Annotated in this window: 21 protein-coding genes and 1 tRNA gene; 10 read left to right on the forward strand and 12 right to left on the reverse strand. The window is 44.6% G+C overall.

The genetic code is table 11. The features are described from left to right. Positions 1–17 precede the first annotated feature (17 nt). The 4 genes from tyrS (at position 18) to BUB19_RS06090 (ending at position 3,434) form a co-directional block, all read left to right on the forward strand. Complete coding sequence (gene tyrS, locus BUB19_RS06075; protein WP_073093646.1) at positions 18–1,307, forward strand: tyrosine--tRNA ligase; 1,290 nt, start codon at positions 18–20, stop codon at positions 1,305–1,307. Positions 1,308–1,357: 50 nt separating this feature from the next. Continuing rightward, positions 1,358–2,056, forward strand: coding sequence for a TetR/AcrR family transcriptional regulator (locus tag BUB19_RS06080; protein WP_073093647.1), 699 nt, complete (start codon positions 1,358–1,360; stop codon positions 2,054–2,056). 266 nt (positions 2,057–2,322) lie between these two features. After that, positions 2,323–2,523 carry a hypothetical protein gene (locus BUB19_RS06085; protein ID WP_073093648.1) on the forward strand — a complete coding sequence of 67 codons (201 nt, stop codon included), beginning with the start codon at positions 2,323–2,325 and terminating at the stop codon, positions 2,521–2,523. Positions 2,524–2,666: 143 nt separating this feature from the next. Continuing rightward, entirely contained in the window at positions 2,667–3,434 is a 768-nt protein-coding gene (locus tag BUB19_RS06090; protein ID WP_073093649.1) for an SDR family NAD(P)-dependent oxidoreductase, read from the forward strand. Here BUB19_RS06090 and BUB19_RS06095 read toward each other — a convergent pair whose 3' ends face one another. From BUB19_RS06095 to BUB19_RS06115, 5 genes are all read right to left on the reverse strand, one after another. Then, positions 3,435–4,397: a YihY/virulence factor BrkB family protein gene (locus BUB19_RS06095; RefSeq protein WP_073093650.1), complete on the reverse strand. Its 963-nt coding sequence runs from the start codon at positions 4,395–4,397 to the stop codon at positions 3,435–3,437. Between the two features lie 95 nt (positions 4,398–4,492). After that, positions 4,493–5,050, reverse strand: a complete 558-nt coding sequence (locus tag BUB19_RS06100) for a 1-acyl-sn-glycerol-3-phosphate acyltransferase (RefSeq protein ID WP_178371443.1) — start codon at positions 5,048–5,050, stop codon at positions 4,493–4,495. After that, entirely contained in the window at positions 5,047–5,850 is an 804-nt protein-coding gene (locus tag BUB19_RS06105; RefSeq protein ID WP_073093803.1) for a patatin-like phospholipase family protein, read from the reverse strand. The genes BUB19_RS06100 and BUB19_RS06105 overlap by 4 nt, the downstream gene beginning before the upstream one ends. Before the next feature lie 56 nt (positions 5,851–5,906). After that, positions 5,907–6,854 carry an acetyl-CoA carboxylase carboxyltransferase subunit alpha gene (locus tag BUB19_RS06110; protein ID WP_073093804.1) on the reverse strand — a complete coding sequence of 316 codons (948 nt, stop codon included), beginning with the start codon at positions 6,852–6,854 and terminating at the stop codon, positions 5,907–5,909. Positions 6,855–6,941: 87 nt separating this feature from the next. After that, entirely contained in the window at positions 6,942–7,595 is a 654-nt protein-coding gene (locus tag BUB19_RS06115) for an ABC transporter ATP-binding protein (protein ID WP_073093652.1), read from the reverse strand. 247 nt (positions 7,596–7,842) lie between these two features. On the opposite strand from BUB19_RS06115, the gene sucC reads away from it, so the two are divergent. Beyond that, on the forward strand, positions 7,843–9,057 hold the full coding sequence (sucC, locus tag BUB19_RS06120; RefSeq protein ID WP_073093653.1) for an ADP-forming succinate--CoA ligase subunit beta: 1,215 nt from the start codon (positions 7,843–7,845) through the stop codon (positions 9,055–9,057). 37 nt (positions 9,058–9,094) lie between these two features. Further along, a tRNA-Arg gene (locus BUB19_RS06125) sits at positions 9,095–9,168 on the forward strand. 266 nt (positions 9,169–9,434) lie between these two features. On the opposite strand, the gene BUB19_RS06130 is transcribed toward BUB19_RS06125, so the two are convergent. Further along, a complete protein-coding gene (locus BUB19_RS06130) occupies positions 9,435–9,857 on the reverse strand; it encodes a hypothetical protein (protein WP_073093654.1) in 423 nt (140 codons plus the stop codon). Positions 9,858–10,377: 520 nt separating this feature from the next. Between BUB19_RS06130 and BUB19_RS06135 the strand changes: the two genes are divergently transcribed. The 3 genes from BUB19_RS06135 to BUB19_RS06145 all read left to right on the forward strand — a co-directional run bounded on the left by BUB19_RS06135 (position 10,378) and on the right by BUB19_RS06145 (position 15,314). Further along, positions 10,378–12,873, forward strand: a complete 2,496-nt coding sequence (locus tag BUB19_RS06135) for a M56 family metallopeptidase (RefSeq protein ID WP_073093805.1) — start codon at positions 10,378–10,380, stop codon at positions 12,871–12,873. Between the two features lie 112 nt (positions 12,874–12,985). After that, positions 12,986–14,194: an alpha/beta hydrolase family protein gene (locus tag BUB19_RS06140; RefSeq protein ID WP_073093655.1), complete on the forward strand. Its 1,209-nt coding sequence runs from the start codon at positions 12,986–12,988 to the stop codon at positions 14,192–14,194. Then, positions 14,187–15,314 (forward strand): mannonate dehydratase, encoded by a 1,128-nt coding sequence (locus BUB19_RS06145; protein ID WP_073093656.1) that lies wholly within the window; start codon positions 14,187–14,189, stop codon positions 15,312–15,314. The genes BUB19_RS06140 and BUB19_RS06145 overlap by 8 nt, the downstream gene beginning before the upstream one ends. Before the next feature lie 4 nt (positions 15,315–15,318). Here the strand turns inward: BUB19_RS06145 and BUB19_RS06150 are convergent, their stop codons facing one another. Next, positions 15,319–16,581 carry a hypothetical protein gene (locus BUB19_RS06150; RefSeq protein WP_178371444.1) on the reverse strand — a complete coding sequence of 421 codons (1,263 nt, stop codon included), beginning with the start codon at positions 16,579–16,581 and terminating at the stop codon, positions 15,319–15,321. Between the two features lie 271 nt (positions 16,582–16,852). Here BUB19_RS06150 and BUB19_RS06155 point away from each other — a divergent pair, with 271 nt between their 5' ends. Beyond that, positions 16,853–17,308: a DUF1801 domain-containing protein gene (locus BUB19_RS06155; RefSeq protein ID WP_073093657.1), complete on the forward strand. Its 456-nt coding sequence runs from the start codon at positions 16,853–16,855 to the stop codon at positions 17,306–17,308. A 44-nt stretch (positions 17,309–17,352) separates the two neighbouring features. On the opposite strand, the gene gap is transcribed toward BUB19_RS06155, so the two are convergent. The 5 genes from gap to BUB19_RS06180 form a co-directional block, all read right to left on the reverse strand. Further along, entirely contained in the window at positions 17,353–18,357 is a 1,005-nt protein-coding gene (gene gap / locus BUB19_RS06160) for a type I glyceraldehyde-3-phosphate dehydrogenase (RefSeq protein WP_073093658.1), read from the reverse strand. Between the two features lie 271 nt (positions 18,358–18,628). Beyond that, positions 18,629–19,660: an aldo/keto reductase gene (locus BUB19_RS06165; protein ID WP_073093659.1), complete on the reverse strand. Its 1,032-nt coding sequence runs from the start codon at positions 19,658–19,660 to the stop codon at positions 18,629–18,631. A gap of 11 nt (positions 19,661–19,671) precedes the next feature. Continuing rightward, complete coding sequence (locus BUB19_RS06170) at positions 19,672–21,519, reverse strand: TonB-dependent receptor (protein WP_073093807.1); 1,848 nt, start codon at positions 21,517–21,519, stop codon at positions 19,672–19,674. A gap of 5 nt (positions 21,520–21,524) precedes the next feature. Beyond that, on the reverse strand, positions 21,525–21,938 hold the full coding sequence (locus BUB19_RS06175) for a phosphoribosyltransferase (RefSeq protein ID WP_073093660.1): 414 nt from the start codon (positions 21,936–21,938) through the stop codon (positions 21,525–21,527). A 34-nt stretch (positions 21,939–21,972) separates the two neighbouring features. After that, positions 21,973–22,497, reverse strand: a complete 525-nt coding sequence (locus BUB19_RS06180) for a hypothetical protein (protein ID WP_073093661.1) — start codon at positions 22,495–22,497, stop codon at positions 21,973–21,975. Positions 22,498–22,607 lie beyond the last annotated feature (110 nt).

Genomic DNA, 22,607 nt, shown 5'->3' on the forward strand with positions numbered 1-22,607 from the left:
TTTAAATAGCCGACAAGATGAATGATTTTATAGCAGAGCTAAAATGGCGGGGAATGCTTCAGGACATGACTCCCGGGATAGAAGCACACTTGAAAAAGGGAAAAGCGGTTGCCTACCTGGGTTTTGATCCGACAGCAGATTCCTTACATATCGGACACCTGGTAGGGGTAATGACACTGGTACATTTTCAGCGGTCAGGAAACCAGCCAATGGCGCTTATCGGAGGAGCTACAGGAATGATCGGTGACCCCTCATTCAAGGCGGCCGAGCGAAGCCTGCTGGACAAGGCCACATTAGACAGCAATATATCAGGTATCAGGGCGCAGTTGGAGAAATTTTTAGACTTCAATGCCGGCAGCGAAAATAAAGCCCTCCTTGTCAACAACTATGACTGGATGTCGCAATTTTCTTTCCTGGAATTTATCCGGGATGTAGGCAAATACATCACGGTGAATTACATGATGGCAAAAGATTCCGTAAAACGAAGGTTGGAAGAAGGAAACGGTCTGTCCTTCACGGAATTTACCTACCAACTGATACAGGGATACGATTTTTATCATTTATGGAAACATCGGGGATGCAGCATACAATTGGGAGGCTCAGATCAGTGGGGAAACATTGTGACCGGGACTGAGCTGATCAGGAAAAAAGAGGGAGGAGAAGCATTTGCCCTTACCGTACCGCTGATCACCAAATCCGATGGCAGCAAATTTGGAAAATCGGAAGGGGGAAATGTATGGCTTGATGCTGAAAAAACTTCTCCATATGCCTTTTATCAATTCTGGCTGAATGTCTCGGATGAAGACGCATCAAAATACATCCGGATTTTTACCACATTGGAAAAATCAGTCATAGAAGAACTGGAAATGACCCACGAAGGGGCACCTCATCAAAGAATATTGCAAAAGAAGCTTGCAAAGGAAATCACTTGTCTGGTGCATGGTGAAAAAGGATATTTATTGGCCGAAAAAGCATCTCAGATTTTATTTGGCAATTCCTCATTGGAGGATCTTGCGGCTCTGGACGAAAGGACGTTTTTACAGGTATTTGAAGGTGTACCGGTCATGACGCTTGACCGGCATACTTATTCCGGAAAAGAGAATATTCTGGAACTGGTATGTTCAGACAAAACCATTTTTAATTCCAAAGGTGAAGCCAGGAAAATGATTCAGGGAGGAGGGCTTGCGATCAATAAGTCAAAAGTGACTGACCCGACAGCCACTGTCCACCTTACATTGCTCCAGCAAAAATACCTGCTGGTACAAAAAGGGAAGAAGAATTATTTTCTGATAATCGTTCAGGATTAACATTATAAAAAGCAGTCGGTTATGCCCCGCTGCGCCTAACCCTGATAAACATGGGTGTTTACGAAAGACAACAAAAAGAAAAAAAAATACTCGAAGCCGCATTTCAAATGTTTGGCCAAAAGGGATTTCATGCCACCAAGGTGGATGATGTGGCAAAAAAGGCAAAAATCAGCAAGGGCCTGGTCTATTTCTACTTTAAGAGTAAAGAAGACCTTTACATGGCCATCACCCGAAAAGGGATAGACGAATTAAGGGATTTATTTAACAAATCTTTCGGAAAGCCCAAAGACAAAACCGGGTTAGAGGTGATGACGGATCTGGTAGAGGCTTACTTTAACTTTGTAAAAGAAAAGAAAGTGTATCATGACGCTTTGCTTTATTTTTTGTCTGTACTGAACCAATATCACCTGGATAAGGAAAAGGTCAATCCTCTGATATTAGAAAGCCAATACTTTAACAAACTGCTGCTAAGCCATCACGATCTGGCAAAATCGGGAATTAAAGCCATATCTCAGGGCATAAAGGATGGGAGCATGAGACCGGATCTGCAGGCGGAGAGTACTTTTTATACGTTATGGAGCATGATGATCGGCTACTGTGAGATCAGTGGCTCTATAGGCCTGGAACCTGCCGATATCCGGATCAATTCCGAAAGCTGGAAAAATGGTTTTTTGAAATTGTTTTACGAAATCCTGAAGGGAAGTGACAATCCATTCAAAAGTCCTCTGGTTCAGGGAAAGTTATTTTAGCAGAGGCGCCCCGTCAATACACCAATCTAAAACCGATAATTTTAGAATAAAACTTACTAATTGAAGGATTAGGCACTTTTATTGTGCTTATTGATATTCGGAGCGTGAAGGATTGGGTGCACTTCATCATAAAGGATGGAGGTATCAGGGAAAGAACCCGGAAATCCATTTTGCAAACATAATACCAGTCCAGCTGTTCTTCTATCGGGCACCAGGAGAATAGTGCTTCTTGAATTGTAAATCATTTTAAAATAAAATCGCTTAATATGGATTTGTTTATCGGAGCATTGTTTGTTTTGGCCATTGTTTTGGCGTTGTTTTTAATATTCAAACGGATATTTAACCGAAAGAAAGGTAAAGTTGATTCCAGTCAGGAAATCTCTTCCAAAGAAGTTTTGGGAAAAGAGGTTTCCAATATGGAAGACGAGGCCAGAAATGGTGAAGAAAAAAGCGAAGATCGAGGCTGATTTTTAGGATACCATTACTGTTGCCTGCACCAAAAATAATGCTTAGCAGTGTGTAATAATTTTGTTTCTGACAGCAGAAATATTGGTATTTTCCGCTTAAATTGGGAACAAAATATTTCCATCCTTTACAACGTTATTACGACATGGATTTAAGTTCATTATTTTCGTTACAGGATAAGGTGGCGATCATCACAGGAGCAAGCCGCGGTATCGGTTATTCGATTGCCCATTTTTTTGCAGCAGCCGGTGCAAAAGTGGTGATCAACAGCAGAAGCCAGGAAAGGTTGGATGAGGCGGCGCACAAATTAAGAGAGAAAGGTTACGAAGTTACTGGCTTTTCGAATAATATCGGGTATCCGGATGACCGGCAGAATCTGATCAACCAAACTATAGAAAAGTACGGGCAGATTGATATACTTGTAAACAACGCAGCCACCAATCCGGTGTATGGGCCTATTGAAGAGACGGATCTTCCCTTACTTGACAAGATACTTGATGTAAACGTGAAGGCTCCTTTTGAGCTTTCGAAACTAAGCCTGCCCTTCTTGCGACAATCATCTGCTGCTTCCATCATCAATGTGAGTTCAATCAGTGGCTTGTCCCCGGAGATCGGCCTTGGGCTTTACAGTATCAGTAAGTCGGCGTTGATATCCCTGACAAAAGTATTTGCCAAGGAATGGGGAAAATACGATATCCGGGTAAATGCGATTTGTCCGGGTTTGATCAAAACCAAATTTTCAGAAGTATTGTGGTCAAACGAGGTCATTAGGGAAAAATTCCTGGCTGAATTGCCCTTACAGCGGATTGGAGAGGAAGAGGAAATTGGATCTATGGCCCTTTTTCTGGCCTCTCAGGCTTCCGGCTACACCACAGGAGCCGTTTTTACTGTCGATGGTGGATTTACTGCCTGATCATTCCTGACCGGCATCTTTATCATCATCCCTTTGCTGATCTTCGGCATTTTCTTCAATCATTCTAACCCGCACCGCTTGTTTTATCGGTACGATTTGCCCCCCGACGTTTTCAGCGATAAAATAAGTCACCTGGGCTCCAAACAGGAAAATCAAAACAGAATAATATACCCAGATTAAAACCACAACAAGGGAACCTGCAGTACCATAGTATCCGCCCACGTCGGCATTGCCCATATAGAGTCCAATCAGAAATTTACCCAGTCCGAACAATGCCATCGTAACCACGGCACCCAACCAGACATCTTTCCATTTCACCACAGCATCGGGTAGGATTTTGTACATCAAACCAAATATCAATACCAAAATACCCTGGGTTACGAAAAAATTTATCACAGATGCCAGCTTCAGCGTTTCTGTATCGAATACTTCGGAAAAGTAATTCAGAAAAATTACAATCAGAGCATCTGCAAGCAGGGAAACCAGCAGCAGAAATCCTATGGATGCAACCATAGAAAAACTAAGCAGCCGGTTAACCACAAACTTTAAAAACCCACGTTCTGGTTTGGGCTTGATGTGCCAGATGTGGTTGATGCTATTTTGGAGACTTACAAAAACGGTAGTGGCGGAGAAAATCAATATGGCAATTCCCAAAATTCTGGCATAAAGCTTCTGCCCGCTGATCGAAACGTTTTGCATCACATCGTCCAGAGTCTGTGCACTCTCCTCACCTATCAAGTAAGTTACCTGATTTAGCAATTCCTCCTTCACCGTATCCTCACTATAAAGGACGGAAGCGATATTTAAAACGATGATCAACAATGCCGGCAATGAAAATATGGTGTAGAAAGCTGTAGAAGCCGCAAAGGAAACCGAATCGCTCTTTCCAAATCCTTTTACACTATCGATGATAATCTCAAAAAAAGAAAATCTTCTTAATTTTTTAATTTTTTTCTTTATCATTATTTAAACAATCGATTTAGAAAAGATCCGGGTTTAAAGCTCCAAAAATCATACCCTAAAACCTGAATGATAAAGAAATTAAAGAAATAAAAGAATTAACGGATGCCTTTGTCTGGATATTTCCCTGTAATGGTTCTCCCGAAGACCTTCATTTCTTCCATCTGTGCCTCCATATCACCGTTCGGGTGGATTACCGGCCCGATGCCTGCCAGTTTTCTCTTATAGTCTAAAAAACCAACCACTACGGGCACCTCAGCACCTGAAGCAATGTGATAAAACCCAGTTTTCCAGCGGGGAGCGTAGCTTCTGGTACCCTCCGGAGTCACCATCACCACCAATTCGTCCGCTTCCTTTAACATTTGGATCATGGCTTCTGTATAGGTTTGTTTTCTTCTACCGGGGATTCGCTTCCGGTCGATGGAGATACCTCCCAGGGCCCTGATCAACCAGCCCAGGGGGCCCACCATAACTTCCTTTTTGATAGTAAAGCGTACGGGGACATCCATCAGATAGAAAGCAGATCTGGCATAAAGCAAGTCCCAATTGCTGGTATGAGGAATGGCTATCAAAACAGCTTTGCGCAGCCCTTCAGGCCAGTCGCCGGATATCTTCCATCCCGTGATCCAAAAAACAAATCTAGCTAGTAATTTCATGATTTGGTAGGGTGAAAATCTTCATTTTTTCGTCCAGATAATTGAGGGTTTTGCCGGATAAATTGCCTGCCTGAGGCCAGTCCGGCATCATAAATTTCCTTGGCCTTCTTTATTTCCAAAACGCCGTACCTGGCAAGTCCGGGAGGATCAATGAAAAAATCACACATGCTTTTTCTGCTGTAGACATTGTAATTCATCGACATAATGACGGTACGTTCGATAAGTCCCTTGATATGTGCGATGGATTGAATTTCAGGAAGATTATTGCAGTTTACCCCAATGATGGTCTCGCATTTGCTTACCAGGGGTTCTACAGGAAGGTTATTCAACACACCTCCATCTACAAACAAGCCCTCCGGTATCCTGATGGGCTCAAATATTCCGGGTATACAGGAGGATGCCATTAACCTCCGGATCAGTGGTCCTTCGGAAAAAAAAATCGTTTGGCTTGTCTGTATGTTGGTTGCAGCAATAAAAACAGGTATGTTCAGCGCCGAAAAATCATCGATTGGCAGGTATTTGGCAAACAGGCCCTGCAACAGGTCCATCTTCAGCAGGGCTTTAAAACTGATGGAGGGCCTGAAAAATCTGAAATAATTTGTCTGAAGGATAATCTCGAGAATATCTGCCGGCTTATGGCCATACGCATACATAACAGCAGCGATCGCTCCGGCGCTGCTACCTGCCAGGTAATCAGGGTAAACACCCTCTTCGTTTAAAGCCTCCAGGACCCCCAAATGTGCTATACCACGCACTCCGCCACCAGAGAGCACCACACCAATTTTATTGTTGTTCTCCAAAATCAAACGGGATATACGATTAATGTCACCAGTCAGTACCAGAGATTGCAGTGCAATTATTCATTGACAATCCCCATGTTACAGAACTTTTCTATACGCTTTTCGATGCGTTTTTCGGGTTTCATTTTGTCCAATTCAGCCAAGGCAGCACTGATCTGCTGCTTTATTCTAACTGCCATATCCTGCATATTTCTATGGGCACCACCGAGGGGTTCCTCGATGATGGCATCGATAAGACCATTTTCCTGCATGTCCGGACCAGTAAGTTTTAGCGCTTCAGCAGCCTGCTCTTTGTAATCCCAACTCCTCCATAAAATAGAAGAGCAGGACTCGGGAGAAATAACGGAATACCAGGTGTTTTCCAGCATGTACACCTTGTCCCCTATCGCTATTCCCAGGGCTCCCCCCGAGGCTCCCTCACCAATTATGATACAGATCACCGGAACCTTTAATTTAAACATCTCTCTCAGGTTTCTGGCAATGGCCTCACCCTGTCCCCGTTCTTCTGCCTCTATTCCGGGGAATGCCCCCGGCGTATCGATCAGGGTAACGATCGGTTTGTTGAATTTTTCAGCCATTTTCATCAGCCGCAGGGCTTTTCTGTATCCCTCGGGGTTAGCCATTCCAAAATTTCTCTCCTGCCGTTGTTTGGTATTTCTGCCCTTTTGCTGACCAACGAACATGACAGTTCTGCCGTCTATGTCTCCCAAACCACCGATCATCGCCTTGTCATCTTTTACCGTACGGTCTCCAAACAGTTCGATAAAATCGTTGGTCATTTCATAAATATAATCCAGTGCATATGGCCTGTCCCCATGCCGGGAAAGTTGCACCCTTTGCCATCTGGTAAGGTTATGAAAGGTTTCTTTTTTTAATACCTGAAGTTTTTCCTCCAGAGATTTGATATCTTCAGAGAGATCGATATTTTTTCCTTTAGCTAAGTGGATCATTTCCTGAATCTTATGTTCCAGATCCGCTATTGGTTTTTCAAATTCTAACACCATAAATTGTACTTTTAACAATACAAAGTTAATTATTAATTTCTGATTACCTGCCTGGCCAGTGCCAAAGATACCATAACGGACCATTTTTCAATTTAAAATTCTTCCGTCTTTCATGGTAAGCATCCTGTCAGACATCCCGGCGAGATTTTGATTGTGGGTAACAATGATAAATGATTGTCCAAATTCATCCCTCAATTTGAAAAACAATTCATGCAATGCCTCCGCGTTTTGGGTATCCAGGTTACCGCTGGGCTCATCCGCAAAAATCATCTCTGGATTATTGACCAGGGCGCGAGCCACCGCCACGCGCTGTTGCTCCCCCCCTGAAAGCTCAGCCGGTTTGTGAGAAAGACGGGAGGATATCCCCAACAAGGATGCCAGCTCTGCAGTCCGCCTTTTTAGGAATGTTTCTGATTTTTTACCGATCAAACCGGGAATCCAGATATTTTCCTCCGCTGTAAATTCAGGCAACAAATTATGAAACTGAAAAATAAATCCGACGCGGTCGTTTCGGAAAGCAGCCAGCTTGTCGCCATTGAGCTTCAGCAAATCGATGCCATCTGCTTCCAGATTGCCGGAATCTGCTTTATCCAGGGTGCCAAGAATGTGCAAAAGGGTACTTTTTCCGGCACCTGATGCCCCTACAATAGATACAATTTCACTCTTTTGAATGGTCACATCTACACCTTTCAGTACATGTAGGTCACCGTAATATTTATGAAGCGATCGGGCAGTTAGCATATAAAGAAGTCAGTTCGAGTTAAAAACCTTAGCCAGGCTTCTGGTAAAATTAATCAAAAAATTAAAAAATGGACCAATAAAGGGGATTTAGCCTTGCCAAATAAGTTATTTCGCTGGTTTAGAATACTATATGTTGAATAATCGATAAAAGCGAAGCGCAAAGATTAGCCGAAACACCAAAAAGCCATCTCCAAATCTTGAATTATCGGACAATTGACATTAACTTCGGGCAAAAATTTTGACCAGAATGAATATACACGAATATCAAGCCAAGGAAGTTTTAAAATCTTATGGAGTAAAAATCCAGGAAGGTATCGTCGCCGATAGCCCTGAAGCTGCTGAGGAAGCTGCAAAGCAGCTAAATGAATCTACCGGGACCTCCTGGTATGTGCTAAAAGCTCAGATTCACGCCGGTGGCAGAGGTAAAGGTGAAATTAAGGAAACTGGTTCAAGAGGGGTAGTTCTGGCGAAATCTCTGGAAGAGGTTCCGGAAAAATCCAAAAATATTCTGAATGGAACATTGGTAACCATTCAAACAGGTGAAGAAGGAAAATTTGTCAAGAAGATTCTCGTGGCCCAGGATGTCTACTATCCGGGCAAATCAGAGCCAAAAGAATATTATTTATCCATATTGCTGGACAGGGCAACTGGCAGCAATGTGATCATGGCATCTACCGAAGGTGGGGTGGATATTGAAGATGTTGCAGAGCACAATCCGGAAAAAATCATTAAGGAATGGGTAGACCCTGCCCTGGGCATACAGCCCTATCAGGCAAGAAAAGTAGCCTTTCAGTTGGGACTGCAGGGCAATGCATTCAAAGAGATGGTTAAATTTATCATGGCACTGTATGCCGCATACGATGGCAGCGATGCCTCACAATTTGAAATTAACCCTGTCCTGAAAACATCTGACGACCAGATCTTAGCCGTAGATGCTAAAGTTAACCTGGATGACAATGCGCTTTTCCGTAACAAGAAGCTGGCGGAAATGAGAGACCTGGATGAAGAGGACCCGCTTGAAGTAGAAGCAGGAGAGTCAGGACTGAATTACGTCAAACTGGATGGCAATGTGGGCTGTATGGTAAATGGTGCAGGCCTGGCCATGGCAACGATGGACATGATCAAACTCTCTGGTGGCGATCCCGCTAATTTTCTTGATGTGGGAGGAGGAGCAAATGCCCAGACAGTGGAAGCAGGTTTCAGGATCATATTGAAAGACCCCAAAGTAAAAGCCATCCTTATCAATGTATTTGGTGGCATCGTGAGGTGCGACCGGATCGCCACTGGTGTGGTGGAAGCATACAAGTCGATTGGAGACATTCAGGTACCCATTATCGTAAGACTTCAGGGAACAAATGCCGAGGAAGGAGCAAAAATTATAGATGAGTCCGGCCTAAAGGTTACTTCTGCAATTACCCTTAAGGAAGCTGCAGAAAAAGTTCAAAATGTACTGAAAGGCTAAATAAAATTTACTATTTTTGCGGCACCAATGCCAGCAAGCACCCGTAGTTCAACTGGATAGAATATCGGATTTCGGCTCCGAGGGTTGAGGGTTCGAATCCTTCCGGGTGTACAAAAGCCCCCTTATTATGAATATAAGGGGGCTTTTTACTTTTTGTATGGTTGAAACCGCTTCCACCAAAGCGATCTACAGACTCCACTGCCTGATTGCAATTAAATCACTCAGCTTTCCATCAGATTATATGACGGCCACCAGATAAATCGGTTGGATCAGGCAAAGGTGCATTTTCAAAATTTCCAGCAAAAAATCATGGCTTTCATATAGGTCCAAAATTTGGTTTGGGACCTATTTGAATCCATACCTGAAAGGCTACTGCTTTATTGAGACTCTTTGATCCACTTGAACAGGGTTTGGTAGGTGACACCAGTCTCCTTGCTGAATTCTGCCTTGGACTTGCCCTCTGCCTCGGCTTTTTTCCAGGCATTAAGGATATTGGCTTTTTCCTGATTGGAATAAGTTCTCCTTCCTCGTCCCGATGACTTTTCACCTTTACTGTCCACCCCATATATAAATTGAACAAGGGAAATAAACCTGGCCGCTTCGGCCTTTGAATGTATGCCCAGCTCTCCCAAATCTGCCAAGGCAGTGTCTTTTACATTTTTGGTGACAAAGGGATGCTTTCCTTTTTTGTGGGCATCATCAATGGAATGAAATACCGTTCCCTCTGCATCTTCCATATAAAACACATTGTCTGTTTTTTGAAGATCTGCATGCTTGCTTAAAAACTCCTGAATTGACATAAATACTTAATTAAGATTTATTAGATGAATAGAAATTATATTTTTTCAAGTTAGTAACATTTTATATATAAATAACAAATACTATACCAATTTCAGAAATTAGCTTGTATTAATTCCCACAATATATATCCGACTAACTGTTTATGTATATAACCTGTCTTCATTTCTGAAATAGATATTGAAGCATCTGCTTGTAGATACCCATATATATAGGAGAGATTCAATAGAAATAGGGCAAGGAACGGTTAGAGGTTTTGTGACCTATGTTTAAACCTGGCGTGCGATCTCGTTGTACAATTTTTTTAAAAAAAATAAAAAAATGGCTAGGTTTTTAAAAACTAAATGGTTAAGTTTATCTTAAATTGATTTCCATCTAAGGGTTGCCGGGAATCAGTTTTGAGTGAATACATTACTTCCTGGTCTGGTAAATGAAATAGAAATGAGTCTGCCACAGGAAATGAAAAGCATTTCAGGAGTCTTTTGTTTCATTCAACATGTCAATCGTATAAAATCAAAACACATGACACAACTGATCAATTTCATCTGGCAAAGTACCTTTTGCCTCGCCTTTTTTTACGGATTGTATTGGGTCTTTTTAAAAAATGAAAAGACATTTTTGCTAAACCGGGTCTACCTGTTGGTAACTCCCCTGCTGGCCATGGTATTCCCAATTGTGAAAATTCCGGTGCCATTTGACAAACCCAATATTTCTCTGGAAAATACGGCATTTATCAGAGCCATTCAAACAGAGGATGCCAATGAAGTTATCGGAACATTTGGTTTGCCCGAAATCACTGTTACGGGAAGCAAACTTCCCCTCCTGTGGGAAGTAAAAGACTATCTCATGTTTGGGTATCTGGTAGTAGTAGTTATGTTGTTGTGCAAATTAGTATGGCAGTATTTCCAGTTGCGCCAGATCCTGGAAAAAGGCTGGTACCAAACCAAATATATCCTGAGCGACAACTATTTTAAAGTTCCAACTTTCGGCATGGCACCCGTATTTTCATTTTTTGACAAAATTTTCTGGGATGAAAACGAACAGCTCAGTGACAATGAAAAGAAACAGATCATACAACATGAACTGGAGCATGTAAAACAAAAACACAGCTATGATGTACTATATTACCAATTCCTCAGCATCATATTCTGGTTTAATCCGATGATTCATTTAATGCGTTATGCCCTGATAGACTTGCACGAATACCAGGCAGATGCCCGTGTATTGGCAGAGACCACCTGCAAGGAATCCTACCCAAGATTGCTGGTGAAGATGGCTTTCAAGGGTATCGATTTACCCATTGGTAATTACTTTATCCGGTCTACCACCCTAAAACGAATTGTGATGATGAAAAAACCCTATTCTATAAACCGGTTTAAGTTGATCATGCTGCTGCCGCTGATGATCATGCTTTTTGGCCTGGTATCCATGAAGACAAATAAAGGAATCAGATTACTCAACCAGTTTAAGACGCAGCCGACGGCCTTTTTAAAAAATCAGATTCTGGCAGCCCAGGATTCTATTCAGGTAGGAATCCGCGTGAAAAATGTCAAAAATCCATTACATTATGAAAGTATCGGCGTTCTGGAAAATGAACAGCTGGTTGCACAATTGGGAGAACTTTCCTATGAGTTTACCGGTATCAGGAATGAGAAGGACTATCACAGGGTCGTTCAATTGATCGAATCCCTGCGCAGCAACTCCACCCTGATAAAAAAATATGAAAATGTACTTCTTTTCGACGAGGTAGAGAAAAGGCCTGAGCCCTTGACAGGTTGGGGAAGCTGGCACGATTACCTCCAACAACAAATTCCACGCCATGGTGGTCATCTCCCATTTGTATCCGGACCGGTGGTTTTAGAATTTATTATTGATCAGGAGGGGAAAATTACCCATCCGTCCATCAAAAAAAGTCTGAACGTAAACATAGACCAAAAGCTGCTCGCAGCGTTACAAAACCAGGATGCGCCCAGGTGGCAATCCGGGCGGGATAATGGTAATCCTGCAGCCGTACTGGTTCATACCCACCTGTATATTTCCAATCCAGAAAGTTCCATTACCGTACCCGATCAATCAGCAATTGCTGACACAAAAGCAGACAGTAATCCTTCGGTAAATGATGATGAGAGCCAGACTATCGCCATTTCGGAATCTCCCCGGAGTTTGATGTATCCGGACAGCAGCGATCTGAAGACAGGCGCTATTAACCTGGGTATAGCGGCCAAAACTCACCTCGCAAAAAACCTGGTATACCCATTTGGGGATCGCAATGAAGCACATATTGGAACAGTACTGGTGCAACTTACAGCAAACCAGTCTGGAGCGGTAACCGATTACCAGATTGTAGAGAGCGTATCGCCCGAGACAGAAGCCATACTTTTAGAGGTAATGGAAGATTTGCCCGCCCTGGAACCGGTGATTGCCCAATCCGAATACCAGATCCTGCTGCCGGTGATTTTCCAGTTGCGGGGAAGTGGAGCCGCACTCCCTCCGTCCCAGAAGGAAAAATTCGGGGAAGAGATTACTGTAAACGGCTATGTATCAACTGGAAAACGCAGGATCAGGCCAGAACTACCTCCGCTGAAGCCTAAAATACCCCTTAAAATCATCAACGACAAATACATCAATTTCAATGGAATGACACTGCCATTGACCGAAGGACTTTCAAAAGGTATAGCAAGTATGATCCGGTATCATGACTGGGATCCTGAAAAAATGGAGGTAGAACTTTTTGCTTCCAATGACTTGAAAATGGGTACCATTCAGGATGTCCAGAATGCGCTTAAGGAAAACGGGCTAAATAGAATCCACTATGCGAAACCAGCGCAGGAAGAGCCTACAGAACTCCGGGTGGAGCCTTTGTATGTGCTCGACGGCGTGGTTCAAAATGGGAAGGAATTTCTAGAGCATACCAGGCCTGCGGATATAGAATCCATTTCAGTAATGAAAAATAACCAGATTAATTTATACGGAGAGAGAGCTAAAAATGGTGTGGTCATCATCACGACCAAAAAGTAAGGTCCCGATCGTTTATAAAGACATATTCCCTGCCATAATACAGCCTACTCACTCCTGTATTCTGGCAGGTTTTTTTATATTGCAGTTCTTGTAAACCCAACAATTGAAACCTATGTACTATAAAGCACTGCTTGCCATTAGCCTTTTATGTTTATTGTCCCGCCCGGCTTCTTCACAGGAGGAGTTTAACTATGAGGAATCTAAAGTTCCCGCCTATGCCCTTCCCGACCCCTTTGTATCTCTTAATGGAAAATTGATCGGTTCGGTTCAGGAATGGGAACACCAGCGAAGACATGAAATATTACGCTTATTTGAGGATCATGTTTACGGACAAGTTCCGGGAAGTATGGATAACATGCGCTTTATCCTTGCTTCAGAGGACGGGGAAGCCATGAACGGTGATGCCCATTTGAAAGAAATTGATATTGAGGTAAGCCGAAATGGTCAGTCCGTTACCGTTAGACTAATCCTTTTCATTCCAAAAGAAGCACCCAAACCTGCTCCGGTATTTTTATTGATCAATCATAGGGACCCGGAGAATATTGATCCTACCCGAAAAGTCAAAATGGGTTTTTGGCCGGCGGAGGCGATAGTTGACAGGGGCTATGCGGCAGCTACTTTTCACGTTATGGACGTCTCCGATGATAACAACGAGACCTTTCAGGAAGATATCCTGGAGACCTTATATCCAGAGCAACTTGAAAAGAAAAATGGTATGCGTGGTCTGGGCGCCTGGGCATGGGGAGCCATGAGAGCCATGGATTATTTTGAAACAGATCCGATGATTGACGCAGGTAAAGCTGCTGTGGTTGGGCATTCGCGCGGAGGGAAGGCTTCACTATGGACCGGTGCACAGGATTCCCGCTGGGCCATTACCATTTCGAATAATTCCGGTTGCGGAGGGGCAGCACTATCCAGGAGAAGGTTTGGCGAGACAGTTAGACGTATCAACACCAATTTTCCATATTGGTTTACAGATAATTTCAACCAATACAACGGCAAGGAAGAGTTGCTCCCTCTGGATCAACACATGCTGATTGCTGCAATTGCGCCCCGGGCTGTATATGTAGCCAGTGCCTCTGAAGATCAATGGGCAGACCCCAAAGGTGAGTACCTTTCGCTATTTCACGGTACCAGGGTGCACCGGGAAATATATCAGATGGACGGCGGGTTTTCTGCAGATCTACCCCACCCGGAATCTCCTGTACACCTGCCCTATGCCGGACATCACATACGAGCCGGAAAACATAACCTTACTCCCTATGATTGGGAGCAGTACATGGATTTTGCGAGCAAACTTTTTGGATTTTCAAATGAGTAAGGAAAGAAGAAAATTTCTTAAAAAAGCAGGTGGACTCGCCGGGATTAGCCTAGCCGGACCACTGGCTTACCCCCGACCGGCAGCCATCCCGGGTGGAACCTACCATCGGGATCTGGGTATGAAATTGTGCCTCGCTTATTTCTGGGGAGTCGAGAAGCGAAAGACCGCACTTGCAAGACAGATGGATGTATCGGGAGCGGTAGGTGGACTCAATCCCGCCATGGCCGGACTGAGCCAGCACAAACCCTGGTCAAGAGAAGTAATCAAAGGCGTTAAAGCTGCCTGGGAAAGGGAAGGGCTTCAGTTGCGTGTGATCGAAGGACCTCCTTCCCTGGGTACCAATACAAAATTGGGTCTTGAGGGAAGGGACGAAGAGATCTCGAATTTTATCAGCCTTATGAGGAATCTTTCCCTGGAAGGCATCGATACCATTTGCTACAATTGGATGCCTGTTATCAGTTGGGCCAGAACAGATATGGAAAGAAAAGGAAGAGGCGGTGCACTGGTAAGTGCTTTCGATATAGAAGACATTGAGGGCAAACCACTTATCCGGGACTATGGCGAGGTGAGTCACCCCATGATGTGGGACAACTTGCAGTATTTTTTGGATGCGGTGATTCCGGAGGCAGAAAAATACCGGATCAAATTGGCGCTTCATCCGGACGACCCTCCGGTATCCCATATTCAGGGAATTCCCAGAATCATGACGTCGGTAGACGCCTTCAAAAAATTACTTACCATGGCGCCCAGCGTTTACAATGGCATCACCTTTTGTCAGGGGAGCTTCGCATCCATGGGAGAGGAAAATAGTGGTGTAGACATCCCTGAAGCCATCCGTTATTTCGGCCGGAAAGAGGCCATTCATTTCGTCCATTTCCGGGACGTGAAGGGACACAAAAACAATTTTGAGGAGACCTTTCATGATGAAGGCAAAACGGATATGTACGAAGCCATGAAAGCATTGGATGAGATCGCTTTCAAGGGGCCAATTCGTCCTGATCATGTACCTACCATGGCGGGAGATACCAACGATAAACCAGGATACAGCACCATTGGAACGCTCTATGCTATCGGATACATCAGGGGTTTGATGGAAGGTGTAGGAAAGGCCGGACGCTAGTTTGTCAGGTGCCTACGATATCGGAAATATCCAGATAGTACATCTGCCGGCTACCTTCATGTGTAGAATCAAAAAAGACCCTTCTACCCTGCTGATCGCAGCGTGGATGAAGGTCGCAGCGCCATTCCCCGACAAACCGTTCCGGAGAATGAAACCTGCCTAAGATAACCTTCCTTTTGCCCGGAATATGGTAGAGATAGAGTGTAATGATCCTGTCTTTATCCGGATAGGTATCGTTCAGCACCCATTCTTCATTCGTGTGGGGCACGTAGGTATTGTGCCCGTTTCTGGTCATGTCTTCTGCCCCGATTAGTTCCATTTGTTCGGACTTGTCCTTTAGCAACCAGAATCCCGATTGTTTACCTATCGGTTTGGTCCATACCATAATGTGGTTCGGATCTCTCCATACGAAATGGGAGGAATTTCCAGAAGGGTCTGCGATGTACAGGTCCTTTCCTTCAGTATTTACAGTGATCATTCGGGTAACGAAGCCGGTCCTGGCCATGGTCTGATTATCAAGTATTTCGGGCCTCCACCGATGTAGAAACAGTAGCCGTTTGGAATCCGGGCTTACCAGCAGGTGATTGAACCAATGCCAGTTGTCTTCAATATCCTCACCCAAATGGGGAATCGCTGCCAGTTCTGCCAGACTCAACAGTTCTTTGGAATCTCCGGATTTGAGGTCCATGGTATACAATCCTATCGCAACGGGAGCTTTGGTCTGCCGGTATGGATCGGGGATCCCGGCATAGCCATACCCTGGTCGCAGGTTCTGAATCCTGTTAAATGCTGTACCTACTGCGTATTTGCCATTGGGTGCCAGCGCATAGACCGGTCGCGGCAAGGTACGGGTGGTCTGCTTTCTGATATGGTAGACCCGGCTTACGTACTGTCCGCTCTCCAAATCATTCCAAATGAGTTCTTCTGAAGATCCCGGAATCCATTGGAGCATGCAGGATTGTTGCCATCCCCAGGCAGATGATTCGCCGATACGTTTCCATTTATTATCCCTTTCCAAATCAATCAAGCCGATTTCCAGCTTGTCGTTCTTCCGGGGAGACCTCCCTTCGAAACCGACTTTACATCCCAGAGCATACCGCCCCGAAGGGTCAACCTGCCACTTGTCATAATAACCAAACCAGTGCCCATCCGGTCCGTCGGTAATTCTGACAGGAACGCGATTGTAATCAGGACCTAACCACTGCGGGCCATGGCTGATGCATGCTGACATCAGGAGTCCAGACTTGATAAATTTTCTTCTGTCCATTATTTGGGTTTATGTTTATTGTCAGGTGAAAACTATAAGGATGCAATCGGGCAGGTGATAATCCACTCTGGCATCGCTCCAACCTTTAAGATCGTCCCTCAAACCTATAATTGAAATAAATGAAGGCTTATCGCGATATATCTAATAAATAAATTTATACTTATATTGATGAATAGAAAAGGAAAACAGAAAATATATGCCTTCATGCCAATTCGCACATGGCGCGCCAGGTAATCTAATGGTATCAATCTCTTTAATAAATTCAACCATCATGTCAACACCTTCAGAAAGTATCAGTTCCTACCTGCAGTCCATACCCGATGAGAGAAAGGAAGCCTTTTCGAAACTAAGGCAAACCATTCTCCTACACCTACCGGATGGTTTTAAAGAGACGCTTAGTTATGGAATGATAGGGTACGTAGTCCCGCTGGAAAAATACCCAAAAGGGTATCATGTAGACCCCAGATTACCCTTGCCGTTTGTCAACCTGGCCAACCAGAAGCATTATATCGCCCTGTACCACCTGGGATTGTATACCAATGAAGCCCTACTCGATTGGTTTAAGGAGCAGTATCCCCGCCACAGCGACAGGAAGTTGGATATGGGAAAAAGCTGTATCAGGTTCAAAAAAGTCGATGCCATTCCTTTCGCACTTATTGGCGAGCTGATGGAAAAAATAAGTCTCGAAGAATGGATCGAAAGCTACGAGAGGGGACAAAAAAAATAGGGCTAAAATTGATTTCAGCCCTATTTTAAAATACCAATTTCGATTTACTTCTTTGCAATATAGCTTACCAGATCTACGACCTTATTTGAATAACCCCACTCGTTGTCATACCAGGCCACCAGCTTCACAAATTTATCACTGAGCTGAATACCTGCACCAGCGTCAAAGATAGAGGTACGCGCATCTCCGATGAAATCGTTGGAAACCACTGCATCTTCCGTATACCCCAGGATACCTTTAAGATCTCCTTCGGCAGATTCTTTCATCTTGGCACATATTTCTTCGTAGGATGCTGCCTTTGAAAGCCTCACGGTCAGGTCTACTACAGATACATCGGGGGTAGGTACTCTGAACGCCATTCCTGTCAACTTGCCATTCAGCTCGGGAATCACCTTTCCCACGGCTTTCGCTGCTCCTGTAGATGATGGAATGATGTTTTGGCCGGCACCTCTTCCACCTCTCCAGTCTTTTGCGGAGGGGCCATCTACTGTTTTCTGCGTAGCAGTAGTAGCGTGGACTGTAGTCATCAGTCCTTCCTCAATACCCCAATTGTCATTCACCACCTTGGCAAGGGGAGCCAGGCAATTGGTTGTACAAGATGCATTCGAAACAAATGTCATGTCTGATGCATACGAAGATTCATTTACACCCATAACGAACATAGGCGTATCGTCCTTTGACGGAGCAGACATCACCACTTTTTTTGCACCTGCAGCAATGTGTCCCTTGGCGCTATCCTTGGTAAGAAACAGTCCGGTAGATTCTACGACGATTTCAGCTCCCACATCAGACCACTTCAGATCTGCCGGGTTTTTTTCTGAAGTCACGCGGATGGCATTTCCATTGACGACCAATTTGCCATTATCCACGGAAACATCCCCTTTGAATGGTCCATGGGTGGAGTCATATTTAAGCATATATGCGATGTAATCAACATCGATCAGGTCATTGATACCCACTATCTGAATATCGTCTCTTTCCTGGGCAGCCCTGAATACAAGCCTCCCTATTCTACCAAATCCATTGATTCCTACTTTAATTTTTTCCATAATGTAGTTGTCTAGTCTATCGTTTTAAAAGATTGATTGTTGTTATTGAAACCCCTTTCATTGGCCGTTAAATGAAAACTATATTGAACAATTTATAATTAGCCAGATAGGAGATTTGAATAGTCTATCCGAAATTTTCAATGGTCAAATTTATAAAAATTTAATTTATCATTGAAACTTTGCTTTTGATTAGTTGAAAAAACTTGTACCCCCGGGCTTCTGTTACAGATTTTGAAATTTAAACGATATAGGTCAAAGATTTCCGGTAGACTCAAACTTTATAATACTCCACCAGATTCCCGTCAAATCGGGCTACTTTCTCAACCAGCTTGTTTCTAGTAGCCGTATCAAAAGCCCGGAAGCTTTTGGCCAGACCGATTTTCTCCTCCAGCATGCTGGCATTATCAGCCCCGGTGATCAACACGCTGATCGGCAGGGACCAGGAAAAATGCACTGCTTCCGCTACAGAAAGTGCATTGGGAATGATCTTCGGTTTGTCGCCATGGTTAAAATGGGATGTGCCTCCAAAAAATCCACCATTGGCCAGAGTTTTCATGGCCATGGGAGCCATTTTTTTTTCGACCAACACGGGCATTACATTATTGATAAAACTTTTGTAGTTTGGATCAAACGCATTGACGGGCATCTGACAGGCCTGAAGCAGGTCGGTGCTTTCCAGCATGCGCAGGTGTGCATTGTAATCCGAGTGTCCGGAAAATCCCACATACCTCACCTTGCCACTTTCCTGCGCTTTTCTGACCACGTCCAATACGCCATTTTTCAGCCGGTTGTCCACATCGCCCGGACTCGTAACGGCATGGATCAACCACAAATCCAGATAATCGGTCTTCATTCGCTTCAAAGTACCTTCCAGGTGTGCTTCTGCTGTTTTACCGTCTCGTGCTGTGGTTTTGCTTTGGATAAAGGCCACGTCCCGGTATTTTGGGGTCAGAAATTGTCCATACCTGCGCTCACCTGTTCCATTGCCGTAGGATTCGGCGTTATCAAAAAAACGTATGCCTCCTGCTATCGCTGTCTCAATGGTTTTTTCTGCCTCCGCCTCGGGCATCCTGGCTATATGCGCCCCACCCAAACCCAGCATGGTCACCGCTTCTCCGGTGTTGCCAAATTTGCGCTGAGGCAACAGGTCCCCCCATTTGTCGCGCAGCACAAATTTATCCATACTCGATCTGGCTTCAGCTCCCTGCAACTCCATTACATTCATCGGCAACATGATGCCTGCAGTCAATCCTGCCAGGGACTTTAGAAAGACTCTTCTGTTTTTATCATTTCCGGTATTCATCTTTTTCTGGGTTAGAATTCAACATTTATTCCTGCAGTAATATTTATCCCGGGCATGGGATAGCCATTTTCCAATTGATAGCTGGTATCAAACAGATTGTTGGCGAGTACATAACAGCTCACATTTTCAATAACCTGATAGTTCAAGTCAATATTCAGAAGGGTATAATCGATGGTCTCGTCTTCCGCCTGAGGACTGTTATTCAGTCCGAAAACCTGTTGCAAAAAAGGGGTGACTGAAAACTTCCCGATCTGTCTCCGGACCTGCATATTGAGGTGATGCCGCGGAGCAAACAGCACATTATCGGTCACATCCAGGAAGCTATAGTTAAAAACCAGGTCAACTGTTTCCCCCGGGCTATAACGAACCTGACTTTCCAGGCCGCGGTTTCTGAAGGCTCCGGTATTTCTATTCACCGGAGGGCTTTCCGAAGGATCTATTTGGATCAGGTTATCTCCCTTGGTATAGAAAAATACAAGGTCCATCTCCAAATCCCTGTCAGGAATGGAGCGGGTAATGGTCAGCTCGTGATTCCAAAGAGTTTCGGGATTTAATGCATCATTGGATGGAGGGAATAAAAAGAGGTCTACCACAGATGGGCTCCTGAAAGCTTTGGCAGAGGACATTTTTAGCAGGTATTTCGGGTTGAATTCATAGGAGAAGCCAAAGCCCGGTACCGTAGATTTTCCAAACTGGGCGTTGTTTATCTCCCTTAGGCCTACGTTTACATGTAGTCTTTCCCAAATCGATTGTTCCACCTGTAGGTAAATGTCAGTTTGGTTGATCCTATGTGTTATATCAAGCCCTTTAGCCGCTGCCGGCGGCAGGCTCGGGTTTACAGCTTCCCCCCCAAAGCGGTTGTGATCAATGCCCAGAGTCAGGGTTTGCCCGGGGATCAACTGCAGATTTTGATAAAGGGTAAACCCCTGGCTGAAATCGGTTGACTCAAAGCCGCTTTTAAAATCATGGTTGCCGAAATTGTGAAAGAATAAGGCCGCCCCGGAAATTCTATCCCCCTGGTTTTTTACACCCAGGGAGACTCTACCGCGCAAATAGGCTCTGCGGTCCTCGGTTAATGGGGAGGCCAAAGTTCCAGGGTGATAGTAAACAGCGTCTGACAATTGAAAATCAGCCATAAGATTGATATTTTCCTCAGCCTGAAAACTCAGTTTGTAAAAGAGTGCACTGTTTTCGAAACTATCCCGGGCATCTTTTCTGAAACCCTCCGTCTTGCTCCTGTTCAAAGAGACCAACGACTGCCATTTTCCTTTCTCAAAATTTACTTTACCTGTAAAACTATGCGTACCAAAACTACCTGAAGCAGCGCCGATTTGCCCTGACCAGCCCTCTTTGCCCCCCTTGTCGGTAATCAGATTAATGGCCCCTCCCATGGCATTGCTTCCATAAAGTACGGCGGCTGCTCCCCGAATGACCTCTACCCTTTCAAAATCTGATTTCTGATATGCATCCGCAATGGGATGCGCAAAAATCCCCATAAATTGAGGTTGTCCATCGATTAAAACCAAAACCCTGTTATTCGGGCTGCCACTGATTCCCCTGATCGAGATGTTTCCACCAGACCCCGGTCCTACTCCAAACCCCAACAGAGATCGGTCATTCACCATCAGCCCGGGCACGTGTCTCACCAGGGCAGGCAGCACGTTGATATGCCCGGAGGCGTTTAACTGGCCTTTATCGACAACGGATATACTGGAGGAGATCTGAGAGGCATCCTGTGCCATACGGGTGCCGGTCACCACTACCTGATCCAGGCCCAGGGTGTCGGATTGCTGAGCAGCCAGGGGGCTTTGCAGCAAAAAAAACCAGCCCAGGGGCAAGAGCAAAATGCTGTATTTCATCCCATTCACGTTTTTTTCCATGGCCAATTGACACAGGACTTTACTTTTGGAAATAATACCAGGTCTGCCGTTCCTTTCAACACAAAGGTATGCACTTCATTCTTTGCCAATTTCTCTTTGATCAATGCCAGTGTCTTGCCCGTAACGGCCACATCATCAACGACCAGAATTCGCGGATAGCTAAAAAAATCCCAGTTGAACTCCTCCAATATCTGAGGCTGCTGGTATTGCGGCTCATTTTCATCATTTCTGTGATTGACCCGAACCACTTTCATCGACACACCCAACTGATGTGCGATCATACAGGCCGGATACACTCCTCCCCTTCCGATACCCAGGACCAGGTCAACTTCGGGAAAATCGAAAGCATACAGCGCTTCGCTGATGGCGTCAAAGCTAATATCAATTTTATCCTGCATTTCTCTCTACGCTAATGAACGGGTTTAACCGCAGCTAGTCCCTGCGGTGATCTCTGGATGTCCCGGCTACCACAAATCCAAGCACAATCAGGACAACTGCTCCGGCCCAGCCCCTGCTCAGGGATCCGAGAAAATAATCTACCGGAGACAACGAAGCATACTGGAGCCAGACTAGGGCAGCAGCGCCAATCAGTTTGGCCACCAATAGAGAGGGTAGTACTGCCCAGCCGGTACCCAATCTATTTTTCAGATAGGCCAGAGAAAGCGTAAAAAACACCAGCTCCAAGGTAAGCAAAAGCATCAGAGACCATTGGTCGTTGCCTGAAATCAAGAAATTTAATGCCGGTGACAGGGCCGCCGCAGCCAATGCTGGAGTTTTTCCCAAAAGTACCAGGGCAATCAGCGGAACATAAAACATGGGCAACAATATAGCGCCCAAAGGGGTCCCCTGCACTGGAGGCGCAAGATGGATGGTTACAGGCAATAAAACCGCTGCTGTAAGTGTAATCAGTGAAATTAGCAGAGGCCTGCTTTTATAATAATGATGTAGGTATTGCATTTGCTGAACTGTTTGATTCCTTTGAAAATGTAAAAAAAATTACGCAGTCCTGCAATTAAAATTTAACCAAATGCCCTAACGTCAACGATTTGCGGGGAAAGCAATATGGT

This window comes from Cyclobacterium lianum, assembly GCF_900143075.1.
GTDB classification, from domain to species: Bacteria; Bacteroidota; Bacteroidia; order Cytophagales; family Cyclobacteriaceae; genus Cyclobacterium; species Cyclobacterium lianum.

Bases quoted from the DNA above. Each gene is read 5' to 3' on its own strand.
- tyrS (WP_073093646.1), top strand. From the start codon at position 18: ATGAATGATTTTATAGCAGAGCTAAAATGGCGGGGAATGCTTCAGGAC.
- BUB19_RS06080 (WP_073093647.1), top strand. From the start codon at position 1,358: ATGGGTGTTTACGAAAGACAACAAAAAGAAAAAAAAATACTCGAAGCC.
- BUB19_RS06085 (WP_073093648.1), top strand. From the start codon at position 2,323: ATGGATTTGTTTATCGGAGCATTGTTTGTTTTGGCCATTGTTTTGGCG.
- BUB19_RS06090 (WP_073093649.1), top strand. From the start codon at position 2,667: ATGGATTTAAGTTCATTATTTTCGTTACAGGATAAGGTGGCGATCATC.
- BUB19_RS06095 (WP_073093650.1), bottom strand. From the start codon at position 4,397: ATGATAAAGAAAAAAATTAAAAAATTAAGAAGATTTTCTTTTTTTGAG.
- BUB19_RS06100 (WP_178371443.1), bottom strand. From the start codon at position 5,050: ATGAAATTACTAGCTAGATTTGTTTTTTGGATCACGGGATGGAAGATA.
- BUB19_RS06110 (WP_073093804.1), bottom strand. From the start codon at position 6,854: ATGGTGTTAGAATTTGAAAAACCAATAGCGGATCTGGAACATAAGATT.
- BUB19_RS06115 (WP_073093652.1), bottom strand. From the start codon at position 7,595: ATGCTAACTGCCCGATCGCTTCATAAATATTACGGTGACCTACATGTA.
- sucC (WP_073093653.1), top strand. From the start codon at position 7,843: ATGAATATACACGAATATCAAGCCAAGGAAGTTTTAAAATCTTATGGA.
- BUB19_RS06130 (WP_073093654.1), bottom strand. From the start codon at position 9,857: ATGTCAATTCAGGAGTTTTTAAGCAAGCATGCAGATCTTCAAAAAACA.
- BUB19_RS06135 (WP_073093805.1), top strand. From the start codon at position 10,378: ATGACACAACTGATCAATTTCATCTGGCAAAGTACCTTTTGCCTCGCC.
- BUB19_RS06140 (WP_073093655.1), top strand. From the start codon at position 12,986: ATGTACTATAAAGCACTGCTTGCCATTAGCCTTTTATGTTTATTGTCC.
- BUB19_RS06145 (WP_073093656.1), top strand. From the start codon at position 14,187: ATGAGTAAGGAAAGAAGAAAATTTCTTAAAAAAGCAGGTGGACTCGCC.
- BUB19_RS06150 (WP_178371444.1), bottom strand. From the start codon at position 16,581: ATGGACAGAAGAAAATTTATCAAGTCTGGACTCCTGATGTCAGCATGC.
- BUB19_RS06155 (WP_073093657.1), top strand. From the start codon at position 16,853: ATGTCAACACCTTCAGAAAGTATCAGTTCCTACCTGCAGTCCATACCC.
- gap (WP_073093658.1), bottom strand. From the start codon at position 18,357: ATGGAAAAAATTAAAGTAGGAATCAATGGATTTGGTAGAATAGGGAGG.
- BUB19_RS06165 (WP_073093659.1), bottom strand. From the start codon at position 19,660: ATGAATACCGGAAATGATAAAAACAGAAGAGTCTTTCTAAAGTCCCTG.
- BUB19_RS06170 (WP_073093807.1), bottom strand. From the start codon at position 21,519: ATGAAATACAGCATTTTGCTCTTGCCCCTGGGCTGGTTTTTTTTGCTG.
- BUB19_RS06175 (WP_073093660.1), bottom strand. From the start codon at position 21,938: ATGCAGGATAAAATTGATATTAGCTTTGACGCCATCAGCGAAGCGCTG.
- BUB19_RS06180 (WP_073093661.1), bottom strand. From the start codon at position 22,497: ATGCAATACCTACATCATTATTATAAAAGCAGGCCTCTGCTAATTTCA.